Below are 15,598 nucleotides of genomic sequence, written 5' to 3' on the forward strand. Positions count from 1 at the left end.
TGAGCCTGGCCAACCGCGGCTACGTGATGGAGTCCGGCGAAGTGACCATGACCGGCGACGGCCAATCACTGCTCAACGACCCCAAGGTCAGGGCGGCTTATCTGGGGGAGTGACGGGTCGGGGTGGCTTCACCAGCTTCCACCTCCAACGCAACAAAAAGGCAGCCACTTGGCTGCCTTTGTTCTAACGAGAGACCTGAACGGACTCGCCGTTTAAGCTTAAGCGGGTTTGACCAGCTTGGCGCGTGCCCAGGCATCGGCCACGCGAGCCGGCGTGCTGTCTTCTCGCTTGACGCGGTCCAGCAACTCCGCCACGCGGTCGCCGATGCGGCTGACTTCGGCCATCACGGCAGACTCTTCGCCTTCGTTGCGATATTCACGCGCGACGCTGATGATGCCGCCTGCGTTCACGAGATAGTCAGGCAGGTAGCAGATGCCGCGCCGTTGCAGGGTATCGCCGTCTTCGGTGGTTGCGAGTTGGTTGTTTGCCGCGCCAGCGACCAATTGGGCCCGCAGGGTTGGAATGGTCTGCGCGTTCAGCGAAGCGCCCAGGGCGCAAGGCGCCAAGACGTCAACATCGGCGCTGAGGATGTCCAGCACGCCCAGTGCCTGCGCGCCCAGTTCTGCCTGCGCACGGGCAACCTTGGCGGCATCCACATCGGCCACCACGAGTTGGGCACCCGCCTTGTGCAGGAACTCAGCCAGATGCCAGCCCACCGCCCCCAGGCCCTGCAGGGCCACCCGAACGCCTTGAAGTGATTCGCGGCCCAGATGCAGGCGTACCCCTGCCTGAATGCTCACAAACACGCCCCAGGCTGTTTTGGGGCTGGGGTCGCCGCCAAATGCACCTTCGCGGGGGATGCCGCTGACGTAACGCGTTTGGGCTTGCATGCCGCGCATGTCAGCGGTGGTTGTGCCGACATCTTCAGCGGTGATGTAGGCGCCTTGCAAGGATTCAACGGCACGGCCAAACGCGGCGAACAGAGCCGGGCGGTCGAATGTGCCTGCGGGTTTGATGATGACGGCCTTGCCACCGCCAAAGGGCAGGTCAGCCAGCGCGTTTTTCAGGCTCATGCCTTGGGACAAGCGAAGGGCGTCGTTCAGCGCCGCCAATTCGTTGTCGTAAGCCCAAACTCTGCAGCCGCCGAATGCGGGGCCACGAGCGGTGCTGTGGACGGCCAGAATGGCCTTCAAACCGGTTTGTTCGTCGGTGGCGAGCAGCACGCGTTCGTGCGCTTCCTGGCCCGGCAGGCCGAACAGCGAAGAGGGGATGGAGGAGGCCGGTGCCGCGGCGATGACGCGGGCAAGATCGGTGTGAGCGTTCATGGGTTCAGCGGGGCACTTGTGGTGCCGTGATGCGAAGGACATGGGCGGTTTGCCCGGCGGCTGAGGCGCTTTTGGCGCTTCAGGGCCTCAAGTGTAAGGGCGGTTTTGACGCACAGAACGGTGCGCTGAATCTCAGCTGGATTGGAACCCGCTTGAACGCAGCGTGATGACCAGGGTGTCCCGGTAACCGTAATCGCCCACGGGTTGAATGGGCGTGGACTCGTGGATCACTTGCTCATCGTCCAAGAGCAACAGGGTCCAGGGTGCGGTCATGGTGAAGCGTTGCCCCTGCGGCCCTTGGGCTTCAAAAACACGCGACTCGCCGCCCTTGATGCCCTGACGATCAACCAGAAACACGGCCACCAGCTCAACGCCGTCACGGTGCGCGCCTTCGGGGGTGGGGCGGCCGATGCCGTCCGTGGTGTCGATGCGGAATTGGTGCGCCTCGATGTACCAGGGGTGGTCTGCTGGCTTGCTCTTGAGCGCAGAGGTGATGCGGCTCAAGCCCAGCAACAGGGTGCCCCAGGCGGGTTGATTCACCATCGCAGGGTCCAGGGGCTCGAACCAGCGCTCGATACCGCCGTGCAGTGCGTTGTAGTCCAGCGGCTGCCAGTGGGCGCGGTGGGGTGCCTGCGTCAATTGGCCGTTTTGGGCGATGAAGCAGGCGTGCCGGCGAAAGCGGTAGCGGCCGCCATCGCGCAGGTAGGCGTCAGGCGGCAGGTCTTGCCAAAAGGGCTGCAGAGGTGCGAGTTCTTGCGGGTTGCAGCCCAATAGGGCTTGGAGGCTGGACGGTGCAAGCACCGTATGCCCCTCGGCCTTCAACTGTGTTTCGCAGGCGTCAGCGCTGGCGTAGGGGGGGCTGAACATCAGGGACTTGGCCATGGGCGGTGCGGGATCAGGCGGGGTGTTTGTCGGCTTCGGAGGTGAAGGAGTCCGCGTAGAACTCGTCCGCTGGCAGACCGCACTGAGCGGAGAAATCGCGTTGGGCAGATTCCACCACGATCGGGGCGCCGCAGGCATAGACCTGATGCCCAGAGAGATCGGGGAAGTCTGTCATCACTGCCTGATGGACAAACCCGGTGCGGCCCGTCCATGCGTCTTCAGGTTTGGCATCTGACAGCACTGGCACATAACGCAGATTTGGCATGGACTCTGCAGCGCTCGAAACCCATTCGTGCAGATACAGATCGGCCTTGCTGCGGCAACCCCAGTACAGCGTGATCGGGCGGGTTTGTTCGAGATGCTGAATGCGTTCAATGATGGCTTTGATCGGCGCAAAACCGGTACCGCTGGCCAGCAGGATGATGGGTTTGGCAGAGTCCTCACGCAGGAAGAAACTACCGAACGGGCCTTCCATGCGCAGGATGTCTTTCTCCTTCAGCGCACTGAATACATGGTCGGTGAACTTGCCGCCAGGCATGTGGCGAATGTGCAGTTCAATTGCCGCGGGGCTGCCCAAATTGTGCGGTGCATTGGCCATGCTGTAGCTGCGGCGTGCGCCGTCGCGCAGAATGAATTCCACATACTGGCCCGCGTGGAACTGGAAGTTCTGGGTGGCGGGGAGTTGAAGTTTCAAGACGGCGACGTCAACGCTGGGTTTTTCTAGGCTCAAGACGCGGCTGGGCAATTTCAGCACCGGGAATTCTCCGGCGCCCGGCACCGTGCGGGCTTCGATGACGCAGTCGGTTTGTGGGGTGGCGCAGCAGGTCAGGATCATGCCTTGCGCTTCTTCGGCCTCGGTGAGCGTCTTGGCTTGATGGGCGCCGTGGATCACACGGCCCTCGACCAAGCGGCTTTTGCAGGAACCACAAGCGCCGTCACGGCAGCCGTAAGGCAGGCCAATGCCGCCACGAATGGCTGCGCCCAGAATTGTTTCATCGCGCTCGACGTCGAAGGCACGTCCGCTGGGCTGCACAGTGATTTGAAAATTCATGAGTGGGATCGAGGAGCGGTGACCTGCAGGCAGGCAAACAAATCGGTCCGGCTGAATCTGCAAGGCAGGCCGGACCGTAAACTGATGCGATATTTTGCCTGAGTGCTGCGATGTCACTTTGCCGTCTTCACAATTCTTCCCCCTGGACCCAGTCACCTGACCGGGCAGCCTCCGCGCGCGGGCGTTCTTGCGCCCGCGCCACCCGATTGCTCATTGTGGGTTGCGGTGATATCGGCATGCGTGTGCTGGGGCTGGTGCCGAAGTCGTGGCAGGTCACGGCTTTGATCCGCAGCGCGGATCAAGACAGGCTCACTGGCTTGAGCGCAGCCGGTGCGACGCCATTCATTGGCGACTTGGATGCTCCCGATTCCATACGGCGATTGGCGGGTTGGGCTGATCGGGTTTTGCACCTGGCACCACCGCCCACGTATGGCGAGCAAGACCCCCGCACGCGGCATCTCTTGCAGGTTTTGTCGCGTGCAACTGCGCCGTGTCGATTGGTCTATATGAGCACAAGCGGCGTGTACGGTGATTGCCAAGGCGAACGGTTCGACGAGACGCGCGCAACGGCTGCAAGCACCGACCGGGCACGGCGCCGTGTGGATGCGGAGCAGCAAGTGCGTCGCTTCGGGCGGCTGTTTGGCACGCAAGTTACCTTGTTGCGTGTACCTGGCATTTATGCGGTGAACCGGCTCGGCGGGCATCCTCGTGAACGTTTGGCCCGAGAGACGCCCGTGTTGGTGCGGGAGGACGATGTTTTCACCAACCACATCCAAGCGGATGATTTGGCGCGCGCCTGCTTGCTTGCACTCATGCGCGGGCGGCCACAGCGAATCCTGCATGTCTGCGATGACAGCGAATTGTTGATGGGGGACTACTTCGACCTGGCTGCTGATTTGTGCGGCATGCGTCGCCCGCCCCGCATCAGCCGCGAGCAGGCGCAGGTCCTGATGTCATCGCTACAGCTGAGCTTCATGAGCGAGTCCCGGCGCCTGATCAATCACCGATTGAAAAAAGAGTTAGGCCTGCGCCTACGCTACCCGCATCCGGTGGATGGACTGATGGCCGGTTGAAGGGATCGGCCCACCATGGGGCGGCTCAACGGCGACGTGGTGTGCGCCAGTAGCGAATCAACAGCCAGGCGCCCAACATTCCACCTAGGTGCGCGAAGTGCGCAACGCCGCTGTTGTTGTTCAAGCCCATGAGCAATTCCAGCACACCGAAGATTGCGACGAAGTATTTGGCCTTCATCGGGATCGGTGGGAACAAGGGCACGATGATGCGGTCAGGAAATAGCATGCCAAACGACAGCAGCAGGCCGAACAAGGCGCCTGACGCCCCCACGGTTGGCGCCATGCTGCCCAGCAAAAAGGTGACGATCAGTTGCACCACTGCTGCCGCTAACGCGCTTGCCAGCAGAATGTGCGTGTAGCGCTTGGGACCCCACACACGCTCCAACTCTGAGCCGAACATCCACAGGCCCAGCATATTGAAAAAGAGATGCCATTGGCTGCCATGCAAGAACGCATAGCTGAGCAATTGCCAGGGGAAGAAGTTGCCTGACATCAAGGGCCACAATTCAAACCACGGCTGAAGCCCGGGTACCAGATAGAACACGCAATAGAGGCCGACGCAGGCCAACATGAAAGCTTTGGTGACCGAGGGAATCGGAGGCATGAAGTCGGGTCTCTTGCTGCCCGCAGGTCGAAGGACCCTGGTGGCGTCGTTGGGATGTGCGTGAGTGTAAGCGCAAGATTCAGGGGGACAAATCCGGCGCTTGTGATTTGCTCATTCAGATATTGTGAGATGCGTCACAGGGAATTCATCGGGGTGTCCCGTCAACCTGTTTCAGGCGAAAGCGCAAACAAAAAAACCACCTCAGGGGGTGGTTTTGTTTGCGAAACGTCTTCAGTAGCAGGCATCTAACCGACACGCTAAGTCATTAATTTGACTGTGGTGCCCGAGGCCGGACTCGAACCGGCACACCTTGCGGCGGGGGATTTTGAGTCCCCTGCGTCTACCAATTCCGCCACCCGGGCAAATCGGTCAGAGCGTCGCTGCTGAAGCCATCTATTATGGCATGCTTTTCGGAGTCCTTGCAAAGGTTTTTGAAACTATTTGACTGCCACAATGCTGCCCATGAGAAAGCACAGCACCCAACAGGCCGCTCCACGGCACTATCAGACCCTGGAAGACGTCATTGGCAACACGCCACTTATTCGATTGCAACGCATGATTGCACCGGAAATCGCCGCGCGCGGCAATGTGGTGTTGGCCAAACTTGAAGGGAACAATCCGGCTGGTTCGGTGAAAGATCGTCCAGCGATCAGCATGATCCGGCGCGCCGAGGAGCGTGGCGACGTCCAGCCTGGCGATACCTTGATTGAAGCCACCTCGGGCAATACCGGGATCGCCCTGGCGATGGCTGCGGCCATCCGTGGCTACCGTATGGTTTTGATCATGCCTGAGGATCTGTCCATTGAACGGGCGCAGACCATGAAGGCGTTTGGGGCTGAATTGATTCTGACCCCACGGTCCGGTGGCATGGAATACGCCCGGGATCTGGCCGAACAAATGCAGCGGGACGGTAAGGGCCGGGTGCTGGACCAATTTGCCAACGCAGACAACCCACGCGCGCACTATGAAACCACCGGCCCCGAGCTGTGGCGCGACACGGGTGGCGAGATCACGCACTTTGTCAGTGCCATGGGTACGACAGGCACGATCACCGGAACTTCGCGCTATTTGAAGGAGCAAAACCCGGCCGTGCGCATCGTTGGCGCCCAGCCTTCGGAAGGCTCGCGCATTCCTGGCATTCGCAAATGGCCTGAGGCCTACCAGCCGAAGATCTATCAGCCCCAGGCGGTCGATGAGTTGGTGCTGGTGAGCCAGTCGGATGCGGAAGACATGGCCCGTCAATTGGCGCGCGAAGAGGGCCTGTTTGCCGGCATTTCGGCGGCGGGTGCGTGCTGGGTGGCCTTGCAATTGGCGCGCACGGTGGAGCGGGCCACGATTGTGTTTGTGGTCTGCGACCGGGGCGATCGATATTTGTCGACGGGTGTATTCCCCGCCTGAGGCCTGCCATGGATGAAGCGGCGGTTTATCGTTTTTGTCCGCAGTGCGCGGCAGCGCTTTCTTGGCTAAGCCGAGAAGAAGATGGCGGCCCCAAGTCACGGCTTCGCTGTGAGCGCTGTGAATTCACGCACTGGAACAACCCAACGCCGGTGTTGGCTGCGGTGATCGAGTGCGTGGACCGCGACGGGCAGGTTTTGCTGGCCCGCAACGCCGCCTGGCCTGGCCGTTTTTTTGGGCTGATCACGGGGTTCATGGAGGCCGCTGAAACACCCGAGGCGGGCATTCAGCGGGAGATCGCCGAGGAAACAGCCCTGCAGGTGGAGGCCTTGAATTTGTTGGGCGTATGGGACTTTCAGCGCAAGAATCAAATCATCATCGCCTACCATGCCCAGGCCCGCGGAGAGATTCAGTTATCACCTGAGTTGGCCGAGTACAAGCTCATTGCGCCTGAAATGGTGCGCTGCTGGCCGCAGGGTACGGGGCAGGCCTTGGCCACTTGGCTGCGCCTGAAGGGGATTGAGCCGAAATGGCTGGAGCCTGTTTGAGTGTGAGCGCAAAGCGCCCTGCCGGTGCTGGTGTGATTCCCTAGGCTTTGTCGCGCTGGCATGGCCTCTAGAATGTGGCCCATGGACGTACACAAAGAACTTGATACCCGCGGCTTGAACTGCCCCTTGCCCATCTTGAAGGCCAAGAAAGCCCTGGCCGAGATGGAAAGCGGCCAGTTGTTGAAGGTGATTGCCACAGACCCCGGCTCTATGCGGGACTTCAAGGCCTTTGCGCGCCAAACCGGCAATGAATTGGTCGATCAATCCAGCCAAGACGACGAATTCATCCACGTGCTCAAGCGGCGCTGAGGCCTGTATTAAGGGCGCGAAGGGCCTGTCTCAGCGTTCGCGCGGGGCGTTCCAGTTGCTGCGCATGGTGTTCAGGGAGGGCAAAACCTGCACGGCCACCATGCTGACAAAAATCAGCGCGCAACCCGCCAGGCCGGATGAGTTCAGGCGGTCGCCCATCAACACAAAGCCAAAGCCGGCGGCAAACAAGGTTTCAGACGAGAGAATGATGGCGGCATCCGCCGCGTGGGCATAACGCTGCGCCACAACTTGCGCGGTGAACGCGACACCTACCGACATCACACCGGTGTAGACCAAGGGCCAAGCGGCGGCACGTACTGCCTCCCTGTTGGCGGGCTCAAACATCAGCCCCCATGCCAGCGCCACCAGGCCGCACACTAGAAATTGGCCCAGCGCCACCGCGAAGGGGGCGGCCATGCGGTCGGCAAAGCGCCCGACCAGCAAGACATGAATCGCCCAGGGCAGCGCTGACGTCATCACCCAGAGGTCACCCACCCCGATCTGCAGGGTTCGCGCGCCTGACAACAAAAATGCCCCGACCAAGCAGGCCAGGGCGCCCGGCCATACCGACCAATGCGGCAACTGGCGCAGCAGCAGGTAGCCCAGCACGGGCACCAAGGGCACATACAGCGCAGTGAGAAAACCCGCATTGGTGACCGTGGTGTTGATGATGCCGATCTGCTGCATGGCGGCACCCAGCAGCAGCAGGCCGCCGAGCCCGCCAATTTTCGCCAGGTCCCTGCGGGTTAGCGCATGACCTTTTGCCGATTGCCGACGCCACTCCGCTGCGGCAAATGGCAGCACCACCAAGGCTCCAATCAGAAAGCGCAGCCCCGTAAACATCATGGGCCCGATATGCGCCATCGCCTGGCTTTGCGCCACAAAGGCCGAGCCCCAGATTAAGGCGATGACGACGAGCAAAAGATTGGCTTGGATACGGTTCATGGGGCGGGGTCGAGTGCGGCCTGGCGACTCGCCGGCAAAGCCTTCCATTATCGCTTTTTCGGAATTTGAAGCTACCTGCGCCGGCCATCAATCGTCAATCGCGTCACCTCAAACAAGCGCGTCAGCCTCGCAAGTAGGCAAGCTCTTCTTCGCTGAACCCTGCAGCCTCGCGGGCGGGCAGGTTGAATGGCGGGCGCAATTTGGGTGCCTCATAACGGGCTACCAGATCGGGGTAGAGCGCGATCGGGTCCAACCCTCGTTCATGGCACAAATGGCGATACCAATGGTTGCCAATGTGAACGTGGCCAATTTCGTCGCGAAGGATGACATCCAGAATTTCAACCGCACGGGTGTCCCCCGCCTTGCCCAATTTGGCTTGTAGCGGGGGCGTGGCGTCCAGTCCTCGCGCTTCAAGCGTGCGTGGCACCAGTGCCATGCGGGCCAGCACATCGCCGGCCGTGCGTTCAGCCATGGTCCACAAGCCATCATGCGCATCAAAGTCACCATAGACATGGCCAAGGGTTTGCAGATGTGCATGCAGCAAGGTGAAATGGTGCGATTCTTCGGCCGCAACTTTCAGCCAGTCCCAATAGAACTGCTCAGGCATGCCGGGAAAACGCCAAACGGCGTCAAGCCCGAGATTGATGGCATTGAACTCAATGTGCGCAATGGCGTGAATCAGTGCGGCCCGCCCTTCGACAGTGAAGGGGGAACGATGCGGCACCTGCAAAGCCGACAGCAGGCGAGGGCGCTCAGGCCGGCCGGGCAGGCCTTGCGGGCGCTCCAGCACGGCGCTTGGGTCTAAAGGGCCTTGTGAGGCCAGCGCCTCCTGGTACAGCTGAGTGGCGGCCGTGGCTTTGGCGGCGGGCTCGGTGATGCGGAGTACTTGCAGGGCGTGGCGGCGAATTTCCATGGCGCAATTATCCCGTCACCGGCATGGGAGACGGCTGGCCGGTAAAATTGCTGGCTTTGCTTCCAGTAGGCTTTGCCTCTTGAGGCTGCCGCAAACTGACGGACCGTGTGAGGAAAAAACAATGGCCCTTTACCAATTGAAAGACGATGCACCCGTGGTGGCCGAGTCGGCCTGGGTGGCCGACAGTGCCGAGGTGATGGGGCGCGTGTCGCTGGGCGAGGATGTCACTGTCTGGTTCAATGCCGTGTTGCGTGGCGATACGGAGAGCCTCACGATCGGCGCGCGAAGCAATATTCAAGATGCTTCAGTCTTGCATGCCGACCATGGTTTTCCTTTGGTGCTGGGCGAAGGGGTGACCGTGGGGCACCGGGTCATGCTGCACGGTTGCACGGTGGGCGACTACTCGCTGATCGGCATTGGCGCCATCGTGCTCAACGGCGCCAAAATCGGCAAACACAGCCTGGTGGGTGCCGGCGCCTTGGTTACAGAGGGCAAGGAGTTTCCTGATGGCTCGTTGATCGTGGGCAGCCCGGCGCGAGTCATTCGCCCGTTGACGCCAGAGCAGATCGAGGGATTGAAGCTCAGCGCGGCGCATTACGTTGAAAACGGCCGCGACTACGCGACTTCCCTGAAGAAAATCAAATGAGCGAACTCCACAAATTTCTGTTTGAAGGCTTGCCGGTGCGCGGCATGTTGGTGCGTTTGACCGAGAGTTGGCGTGAGGTGCTGAAGCGGCGTGAAGTCGTGGGCGCCCATCCGCCCGAACTGCGCGCTTTGTTGGGCGAAATGGCCGCCGCTGGCGTGCTGATGCAAAGCAATATCAAGTTCAACGGCGCCTTGATTCTTCAGGTGTTTGGCGACGGCCCGGTCAAGTTGGCCGTGACGGAAGTGCAGCCGGACCTGAGTTTCAGAGCCACCGCCAAGTTGGTGGGTGACGTGCCTGCAGGCGCCCAGCTGGAGGCCATGCTCAACGTGCACGGGCAGGGGCGCTGTGCCATCACTCTGGACCCCAAAGACAAGTTTCCAGGCCAGCAACCCTATCAAGGCGTGGTGCCTTTGTATGGCGACCAGCGGGAGCCATTGCAAAAGTTGTCAGAGGTGTTGGAGCACTACATGCTTCAGTCTGAACAGCTGGACACGCGGCTGGTGTTGGCGGCCAACGATGAGATGGCTGCAGGCTTGCTGATTCAACGCCTTCCCGTGCAGGGTGAAAACAACCTGGAAGGCGCCAGCAATGAAGATGACATCGGCTTGTCTGACGCGTTCAATCGCATCAGCATGCTTGCGTCGACCTTGACGTCTGAAGAGTTGCTGACCTTGGATGCTGACACCGTGCTGCGCCGCCTGTTCTGGGAAGAAACTGTGCGCCGCTTTGAGCCTTTAACGCCCAAATTTGCCTGCAATTGCTCGCGGGAGCGGGTGGGCCAAATGCTCAAAGGCCTGGGCCGGGACGAGGTGGACGGCGTGCTGGCTGAACTCGGCCATGTTGAAGTGGGTTGCGAATTCTGCGGTTTGCAGTACCAATTTGATGCCGTCGATGTGGGCAGTTTGTTTGCCGGCCATGTCGTGCAGCAAGCAGGCCAGAGCGGCACAGTGCAGTGATTGCGCGGGGCGATCTCAATCGGGAGATTTTAGGTCGCCGTCAACCCGCTGCGGTGTGGCCTGCGCCAGCCCGCTAGCCGGGTTAAGGCCTGCGCGCTTGCAGACTCCGGTGCTCGCACTCAGGGTCGTCGCATTTTTCACAAGCCCAGGTCCAGTTGGGCAGCTGAGTCTGGCGTTCGTTCAAACGGGTGAACAGGCCGTGCCCAGGGGGCTGGCGTCGCTGCTTGGTCAGTACCGGCGTGACGGCGTTGAGCGCGCTGTCCAGTCGTGCGGCGCCGCTGCCTGACACCACGGACCATCCCAGGCCCGATTTGATCAAGGCTTGCCGAATAGCGTTGTCGACAGGTGCTTGCACCTGCGGGCCGTCACGTTGGATGCCGTCGGCCACCCAGGGCAGATCAAGCGCCGTCAAAAGGGTGAGCGCACAGCGGCGTTGAAAGGCCAAAGCCATCGGCCAAAGGCTGTTGTCCTGAAACAAAATCTGGCTGTAGGTGGCAGTCATCAGCGGCGTGGTGTCGCAGATCACCAGATCGTGTGCCAGCGCTGCTGTGTCGATCTTTTGTGCCTGGGCTTCGGCAATGGCGCCTTGCTCTTCTGGGCGCGGTGTTCGTCCCTGGGCTTGGCACCAGTCGCGCAGGGTTTCAGGCACGACCGTGCTGCGCAGCCCGGTGGCTTGGGCGAGCGCCTCGCTCAAAGAATGCGCCAACTGAGACTTACCCGTGCTTTCGGCACCGATCAGTGCGATCAGCAAGCCCCTGTTGCTGCCGCGCTCGGAGTCTTGCGTCATGCTGGCTTTGTGTTCATGGGCGTGAGTTGCTGTTGCCAGGCACGCCAACCCGCTACGGAGAGTGGAATGAATACCGCGTACAAGACGACGGTCAACCAATAGCCTTTGTAGGCGAACAGGCTGACGCTGACGATGTTGACCAGCACCCAGACGGTCCAGTTCTCCTGGTATTTGCGACCCAACAGCCACTGGCCCAGCAGGCTGGCAACGGTAGGCAGCGCATCCCAGAACGGAACGGGTGAGTCAGTTTGATGCCGCAAAAACAAGCCCAGCGCAGGCCAGGCCAAAGCGGTGAGCAACACGGCAAGGCCCAGGCCGCGGGGGCTCAGTCGACGTACTCGCAAGGGGGGGCCATCCACGCCTTGGCCGCGTCGCCACTGCCACCAGCCCCACAAAGCCAGGCTGGCAAACATCAGCTGCAGGGCGGCTTCACCGTAGAGCTTGCCATTCCAGAACAACAAAAAGTAAAGCAAAGAGCTGAGCAGCGCCAGGGGCCAACCTAGCACGTGGACCCGCATATTGCAGATCACCATCCAGATGGCCATCAGGAATGCCAGCACTTCAGCCCAGGTGATGGGGCTGCCCAGCAGGGTGAAAGCAGGCTGAAGCAGCGGTTGCAACAGGTGCAGCAGAGCGTCCATGCAAGGGCGGGTTTCAGTGATGGACCTGGACGTAGATTTCGTCGGGTTTGATCATGCCCAGCTCGTTGCGCGCCTTTTCTTCCACCATTTCAAGGCCTTCGCGCAGGTCGCGCAGTTCGGCCTCGATCTGTGCATTGCGCACACGGGCCTGCTCATTGGCGGCTTGGGCTTTGGCCAGTTCTTCGCGCAGTTGCGCACTGCGCGGCAAACTCCCCTTGCCCAGCCAGAGTTGTGCCTGGATGACGAGCAGGAAAACGGCAAGAAGAATGCTGATGAATTTCACGCGGGCAGTGTAAACAACAACGCCAAGTACGAGAACGCCGCAGAGGGCGTTTGCACGACATCCCCTGCGGCGATCCCCAGGCTGAAACGGGTTGAACCGGTGCTGACTTGACGCCAGCGCAGGGTCAACCCGAACCCTGCTGCAGAATCAGCGCAGGTTGTAGAAGGCCTTGCGGCCTGGGTACACGGCAACGTCGCCCAGGTCTTCCTCGATGCGCAGAAGCTGGTTGTACTTGGCCATGCGGTCGGAGCGGCTCAAGCTGCCAGTCTTGATCTGGCCGGCGTTGGTGCCCACGGCGATGTCGGCGATGGTTGAGTCTTCTGTTTCGCCCGAGCGATGCGAGATCACCGCGGTGTAACCGGCGACCTTGGCCATCTCGATGGCGGCGAAAGTTTCGGTGAGAGTGCCGATTTGGTTGATCTTGATCAGGATCGAGTTGGCAATGCCTTTGTCGATGCCTTCTTGCAGGATCTTGGTGTTGGTCACGAACAGGTCGTCACCCACCAATTGCACCTTCTTGCCCAGCACTTCGGTCAGGTGCTTCCAGCCGTCCCAATCGCCTTCGGCCATGCCGTCTTCGATGGAGATGATGGGGTACTTGTCGACCCAGGTGGCCAGCATGCTGGTCCACTCGGCGGCGGTCAGGCTCAGGCCTTCGGCGCCGAGCACGTATTTGCCGTCTTTGTGGAACTCGCTGGCCGCGCAGTCCAAGCCCAGAGCGATTTGCTCGCCGGCCACGAAGCCGGCCTTGTCGATGGCCTGCAAAATCAGCTGAATGGCTTCCTCATGGCTGGCTACGCTGGGTGCGAAACCGCCTTCATCGCCAACAGCGGTGCTCATGCCCTTGTCGTGGATGATTTTCTTCAGCGCGTGGAACACTTCGGCGCCATAGCGCACGGCTTCACGGAAGGAGGGTGCGCCCACGGGGATGATCATCAGCTCTTGCAGGTCAAGGCTGTTGTTGGCGTGTGCGCCGCCGTTGATGACGTTCATCATCGGCACCGGCAATTGCATGCCGCCCATGCCGCCGAAGTAACGGTACAGGGGCAGGCCAGATTCTTCAGCTGCTGCGCGGGCCACAGCCATGGACACGGCGAGCATGGCATTGGCGCCCAGGCGGCCCTTGTTCTCTGTGCCGTCCAACTCGATCAGGGTGCGGTCCAGAAAGGCTTGCTCGGAAGCGTCCAGGCCCAGCACGGCCTCGGAGATTTCGGTGTTGATGTGCTCAACGGCTTTCAACACGCCCTTGCCCAGATAGCGGCTCTTGTCGCCGTCGCGCAGCTCGATCGCTTCACGCGAGCCGGTCGAAGCGCCCGAGGGCACGGCGGCGCGACCCATTACGCCGGATTCCAGCAACACATCGCATTCGACGGTGGGGTTGCCGCGGCTGTCCAGGATCTCGCGGCCGACGATGTCAACAATGGCACTCATTCTTCAGTCTCCAAAAAGTCAAAATGTCTAGGGAAGCGGGGCGCATGGTGCCAGTTTTACGTTACGAACGCAGAACAAGCGAGGGGCGCCGTTGTGATGCCGCCAGCAGCGGGCGGCCTGCACAACGCCGCCCGCGCAGCACAGTCCGCATTACGCAGCCTTGTGATCCAGCGCTGCCTTGATGAATGCAGTGAACAGTGGGTGGCCGTCCCAGGGGGTGGATTTGAATTCCGGATGGAATTGCACACCCACGTACCAGGGATGAACCGTGCGCGGCAGCTCGACCATTTCGGTCAGCTTTTCACGTTGGGTGATGGCGGAGATCACCAGGCCGGCGTTTTGCAGCCGCTCCAGGTACTTCTCGTTGGCCTCGTAGCGATGGCGGTGGCGCTCGGTCACGACCGAGCCATAGATGTCATATGCCAAGGTACCGGGCGCCACGTCTGAGCTTTGCGCGCCCAGGCGCATGGTGCCGCCCAGATCGCTCTTTTCGTCGCGCTTCTGGATGCTGCCGTCGGCGTCTTGCCATTCGTCGATCAGCGCGATCACAGGGTGCGGAGTCTCGGGGTCGAACTCGGTGGAATTGGCGCCCGTCAGGCCCGCCAGATGGCGCGCGTACTCGATGGTGGCCACCTGCATGCCCAGGCAGATGCCCAAGTAGGGCATCTTGTGCTCACGAGCGTATTGGGCGGCCAAGATTTTGCCTTCCACACCGCGTTTGCCGAACCCGCCAGGCACCAGCACTGCGTCGTATTGCTTGAGTTGGTCGATGTTATCGGCCGTCAGCAATTCGGAGTCCACATACTCGATGTTGACGCGCGAATGGTTGTGGATACCGGCGTGGCGCAGCGCTTCGTTGAGCGATTTGTAGCTGTCCGACAGGTCGGTGTACTTGCCGCACATGGCAATGGTGACGTCCTTGGCGGGGTTTTCGACCTCGCTCACCAGGGTGTCCCAACGCTTCAGATCAGCGGAGCGGGTGTTGAGTTGCAGCTTGGTACAGATCAGCTGATCCAGGCCTTGCTCGTGCAGCATGCGTGGCACTTTGTAGATGGTGTTGACGTCCCACATGGAGATCACACCGTACTCGGGCACGTTGGTGAACAGCGAAATCTTTTCGCGCTCATCGTCCGGAATGCGGCGGTCGGCACGGCACAGCAGCGCGTCAGGCTGGATGCCGATTTCGCGCAGCTTTTGCACCGTGTGCTGGGTGGGCTTGGTCTTCAACTCACCTGCAGCGGCGATCCAAGGTACGTAGGTCAGGTGCACGAAGGCCACATTGTTGGGCCCGGCCTTCAAGCTCATCTGACGCGCAGCTTCCAGGAAGGGCAAGGACTCAATATCGCCCACCGTGCCGCCAATCTCAACGATGGCCACATCGACCGCATCGGCCGTGCCGACGCCGGCGCCGCGGCGCACGAAGTCTTGGATCTCATTGGTGATGTGCGGAATCACCTGAACGGTTTTGCCCAGGTAGTCGCCGCGGCGTTCTTTCTCCAGCACCGACATGTAAATTTGGCCGGTAGTGAAGTTGTTGGCCTTCTTCATCCGCGTGGTGATGAAGCGCTCGTAGTGGCCCAGATCGAGATCGGTCTCCGCACCGTCTTCGGTCACGAAGACTTCACCGTGCTGGAAAGGCGACATCGTGCCCGGATCCACGTTGATGTAGGGATCGAGCTTGATGAGGGTGACTTTGAGGCCGCGCGATTCGAGGATGGCAGCCAGTGAAGCTGATGCGATGCCCTTGCCGAGTGAGGACACCACACCGCCCGTGACGTAGACGTATTTGGTCATGTCTTGCAGCGTCCG

17 protein-coding genes, 1 tRNA gene and 1 pseudogene are annotated in these 15,598 nt (G+C 60.9%); 7 read left to right on the forward strand and 12 right to left on the reverse strand.

Annotated elements, in window-relative coordinates; all coding sequences use genetic code 11:
- A pseudogene (locus PRZ01_RS07670) lies at positions 1-113 on the forward strand (ABC transporter ATP-binding protein); the annotation flags it as partial.
- A gap of 105 nt (positions 114-218) precedes the next feature.
- Here PRZ01_RS07670 and PRZ01_RS07675 read toward each other — a convergent pair.
- From PRZ01_RS07675 to PRZ01_RS07685, 3 genes are all read right to left on the reverse strand, one after another.
- A complete protein-coding gene (locus PRZ01_RS07675) occupies positions 219-1,325 on the reverse strand; it encodes a Leu/Phe/Val dehydrogenase (protein ID WP_273596190.1) in 1,107 nt (368 codons plus the stop codon).
- Positions 1,326-1,457: 132 nt separating this feature from the next.
- Entirely contained in the window at positions 1,458-2,207 is a 750-nt protein-coding gene (locus tag PRZ01_RS07680) for a 2OG-Fe dioxygenase family protein (protein WP_273596191.1), read from the reverse strand.
- 13 nt (positions 2,208-2,220) lie between these two features.
- Complete coding sequence (locus PRZ01_RS07685; protein ID WP_273596192.1) at positions 2,221-3,258, reverse strand: CDP-6-deoxy-delta-3,4-glucoseen reductase; 1,038 nt, start codon at positions 3,256-3,258, stop codon at positions 2,221-2,223.
- Between the two features lie 206 nt (positions 3,259-3,464).
- Here PRZ01_RS07685 and PRZ01_RS07690 point away from each other — a divergent pair, with 206 nt between their 5' ends.
- The gene (locus tag PRZ01_RS07690; RefSeq protein ID WP_409993820.1) at positions 3,465-4,331 is read left to right on the forward strand and encodes an SDR family oxidoreductase; all 867 of its coding nucleotides are present in this window, start codon (positions 3,465-3,467) and stop codon (positions 4,329-4,331) included.
- A gap of 25 nt (positions 4,332-4,356) precedes the next feature.
- Here the strand turns inward: PRZ01_RS07690 and PRZ01_RS07695 are convergent, their stop codons facing one another.
- Entirely contained in the window at positions 4,357-4,935 is a 579-nt protein-coding gene (locus PRZ01_RS07695) for a rhomboid family intramembrane serine protease (RefSeq protein WP_273596193.1), read from the reverse strand.
- A 277-nt stretch (positions 4,936-5,212) separates the two neighbouring features.
- Positions 5,213-5,297, reverse strand: a tRNA-Leu gene (locus PRZ01_RS07700).
- Between the two features lie 100 nt (positions 5,298-5,397).
- On the opposite strand from PRZ01_RS07700, the gene cysM reads away from it, so the two are divergent.
- The 3 genes from cysM to PRZ01_RS07715 all read left to right on the forward strand — a co-directional run bounded on the left by cysM (position 5,398) and on the right by PRZ01_RS07715 (position 7,187).
- Complete coding sequence (cysM, locus tag PRZ01_RS07705; RefSeq protein WP_273596194.1) at positions 5,398-6,333, forward strand: cysteine synthase CysM; 936 nt, start codon at positions 5,398-5,400, stop codon at positions 6,331-6,333.
- Positions 6,334-6,341: 8 nt separating this feature from the next.
- Positions 6,342-6,878, forward strand: coding sequence for an NUDIX hydrolase (locus PRZ01_RS07710; RefSeq protein ID WP_273596195.1), 537 nt, complete (start codon positions 6,342-6,344; stop codon positions 6,876-6,878).
- Between the two features lie 81 nt (positions 6,879-6,959).
- Positions 6,960-7,187: a sulfurtransferase TusA family protein gene (locus tag PRZ01_RS07715; protein WP_273596196.1), complete on the forward strand. Its 228-nt coding sequence runs from the start codon at positions 6,960-6,962 to the stop codon at positions 7,185-7,187.
- Positions 7,188-7,217: 30 nt separating this feature from the next.
- On the opposite strand, the gene PRZ01_RS07720 is transcribed toward PRZ01_RS07715, so the two are convergent.
- Positions 7,218-8,132 carry a DMT family transporter gene (locus PRZ01_RS07720; RefSeq protein WP_273596197.1) on the reverse strand — a complete coding sequence of 305 codons (915 nt, stop codon included), beginning with the start codon at positions 8,130-8,132 and terminating at the stop codon, positions 7,218-7,220.
- 121 nt (positions 8,133-8,253) lie between these two features.
- The gene (locus PRZ01_RS07725) at positions 8,254-9,045 is read right to left on the reverse strand and encodes a ferritin-like domain-containing protein (RefSeq protein WP_273596198.1); all 792 of its coding nucleotides are present in this window, start codon (positions 9,043-9,045) and stop codon (positions 8,254-8,256) included.
- 121 nt (positions 9,046-9,166) lie between these two features.
- On the opposite strand from PRZ01_RS07725, the gene PRZ01_RS07730 reads away from it, so the two are divergent.
- Complete coding sequence (locus PRZ01_RS07730; RefSeq protein ID WP_273596199.1) at positions 9,167-9,691, forward strand: gamma carbonic anhydrase family protein; 525 nt, start codon at positions 9,167-9,169, stop codon at positions 9,689-9,691.
- Positions 9,688-10,647 carry an Hsp33 family molecular chaperone HslO gene (gene hslO / locus PRZ01_RS07735; protein WP_273596200.1) on the forward strand — a complete coding sequence of 320 codons (960 nt, stop codon included), beginning with the start codon at positions 9,688-9,690 and terminating at the stop codon, positions 10,645-10,647. The genes PRZ01_RS07730 and hslO overlap by 4 nt, the downstream gene beginning before the upstream one ends.
- A gap of 82 nt (positions 10,648-10,729) precedes the next feature.
- Here hslO and PRZ01_RS07740 read toward each other — a convergent pair whose 3' ends face one another.
- The 5 genes from PRZ01_RS07740 to PRZ01_RS07760 all read right to left on the reverse strand — a co-directional run bounded on the left by PRZ01_RS07740 (position 10,730) and on the right by PRZ01_RS07760 (position 15,583).
- On the reverse strand, positions 10,730-11,434 hold the full coding sequence (locus tag PRZ01_RS07740) for an ATP-binding protein (protein ID WP_273596201.1): 705 nt from the start codon (positions 11,432-11,434) through the stop codon (positions 10,730-10,732).
- On the reverse strand, positions 11,431-12,075 hold the full coding sequence (gene pnuC, locus PRZ01_RS07745) for a nicotinamide riboside transporter PnuC (RefSeq protein ID WP_273596202.1): 645 nt from the start codon (positions 12,073-12,075) through the stop codon (positions 11,431-11,433). The genes PRZ01_RS07740 and pnuC overlap by 4 nt, the downstream gene beginning before the upstream one ends.
- Positions 12,076-12,088: 13 nt before the next feature.
- Positions 12,089-12,358 (reverse strand): septum formation initiator family protein, encoded by a 270-nt coding sequence (locus tag PRZ01_RS07750; protein ID WP_273596203.1) that lies wholly within the window; start codon positions 12,356-12,358, stop codon positions 12,089-12,091.
- A 147-nt stretch (positions 12,359-12,505) separates the two neighbouring features.
- Complete coding sequence (eno, locus tag PRZ01_RS07755; RefSeq protein ID WP_273596204.1) at positions 12,506-13,789, reverse strand: phosphopyruvate hydratase; 1,284 nt, start codon at positions 13,787-13,789, stop codon at positions 12,506-12,508.
- 150 nt (positions 13,790-13,939) lie between these two features.
- A complete protein-coding gene (locus PRZ01_RS07760; RefSeq protein WP_273596205.1) occupies positions 13,940-15,583 on the reverse strand; it encodes a CTP synthase in 1,644 nt (547 codons plus the stop codon).
- Positions 15,584-15,598 lie beyond the last annotated feature (15 nt).

The organism is Roseateles koreensis (genome assembly GCF_028595305.1).
GTDB lineage: Bacteria > Pseudomonadota > Gammaproteobacteria > Burkholderiales > Burkholderiaceae_C > Paucibacter_A > Paucibacter_A koreensis.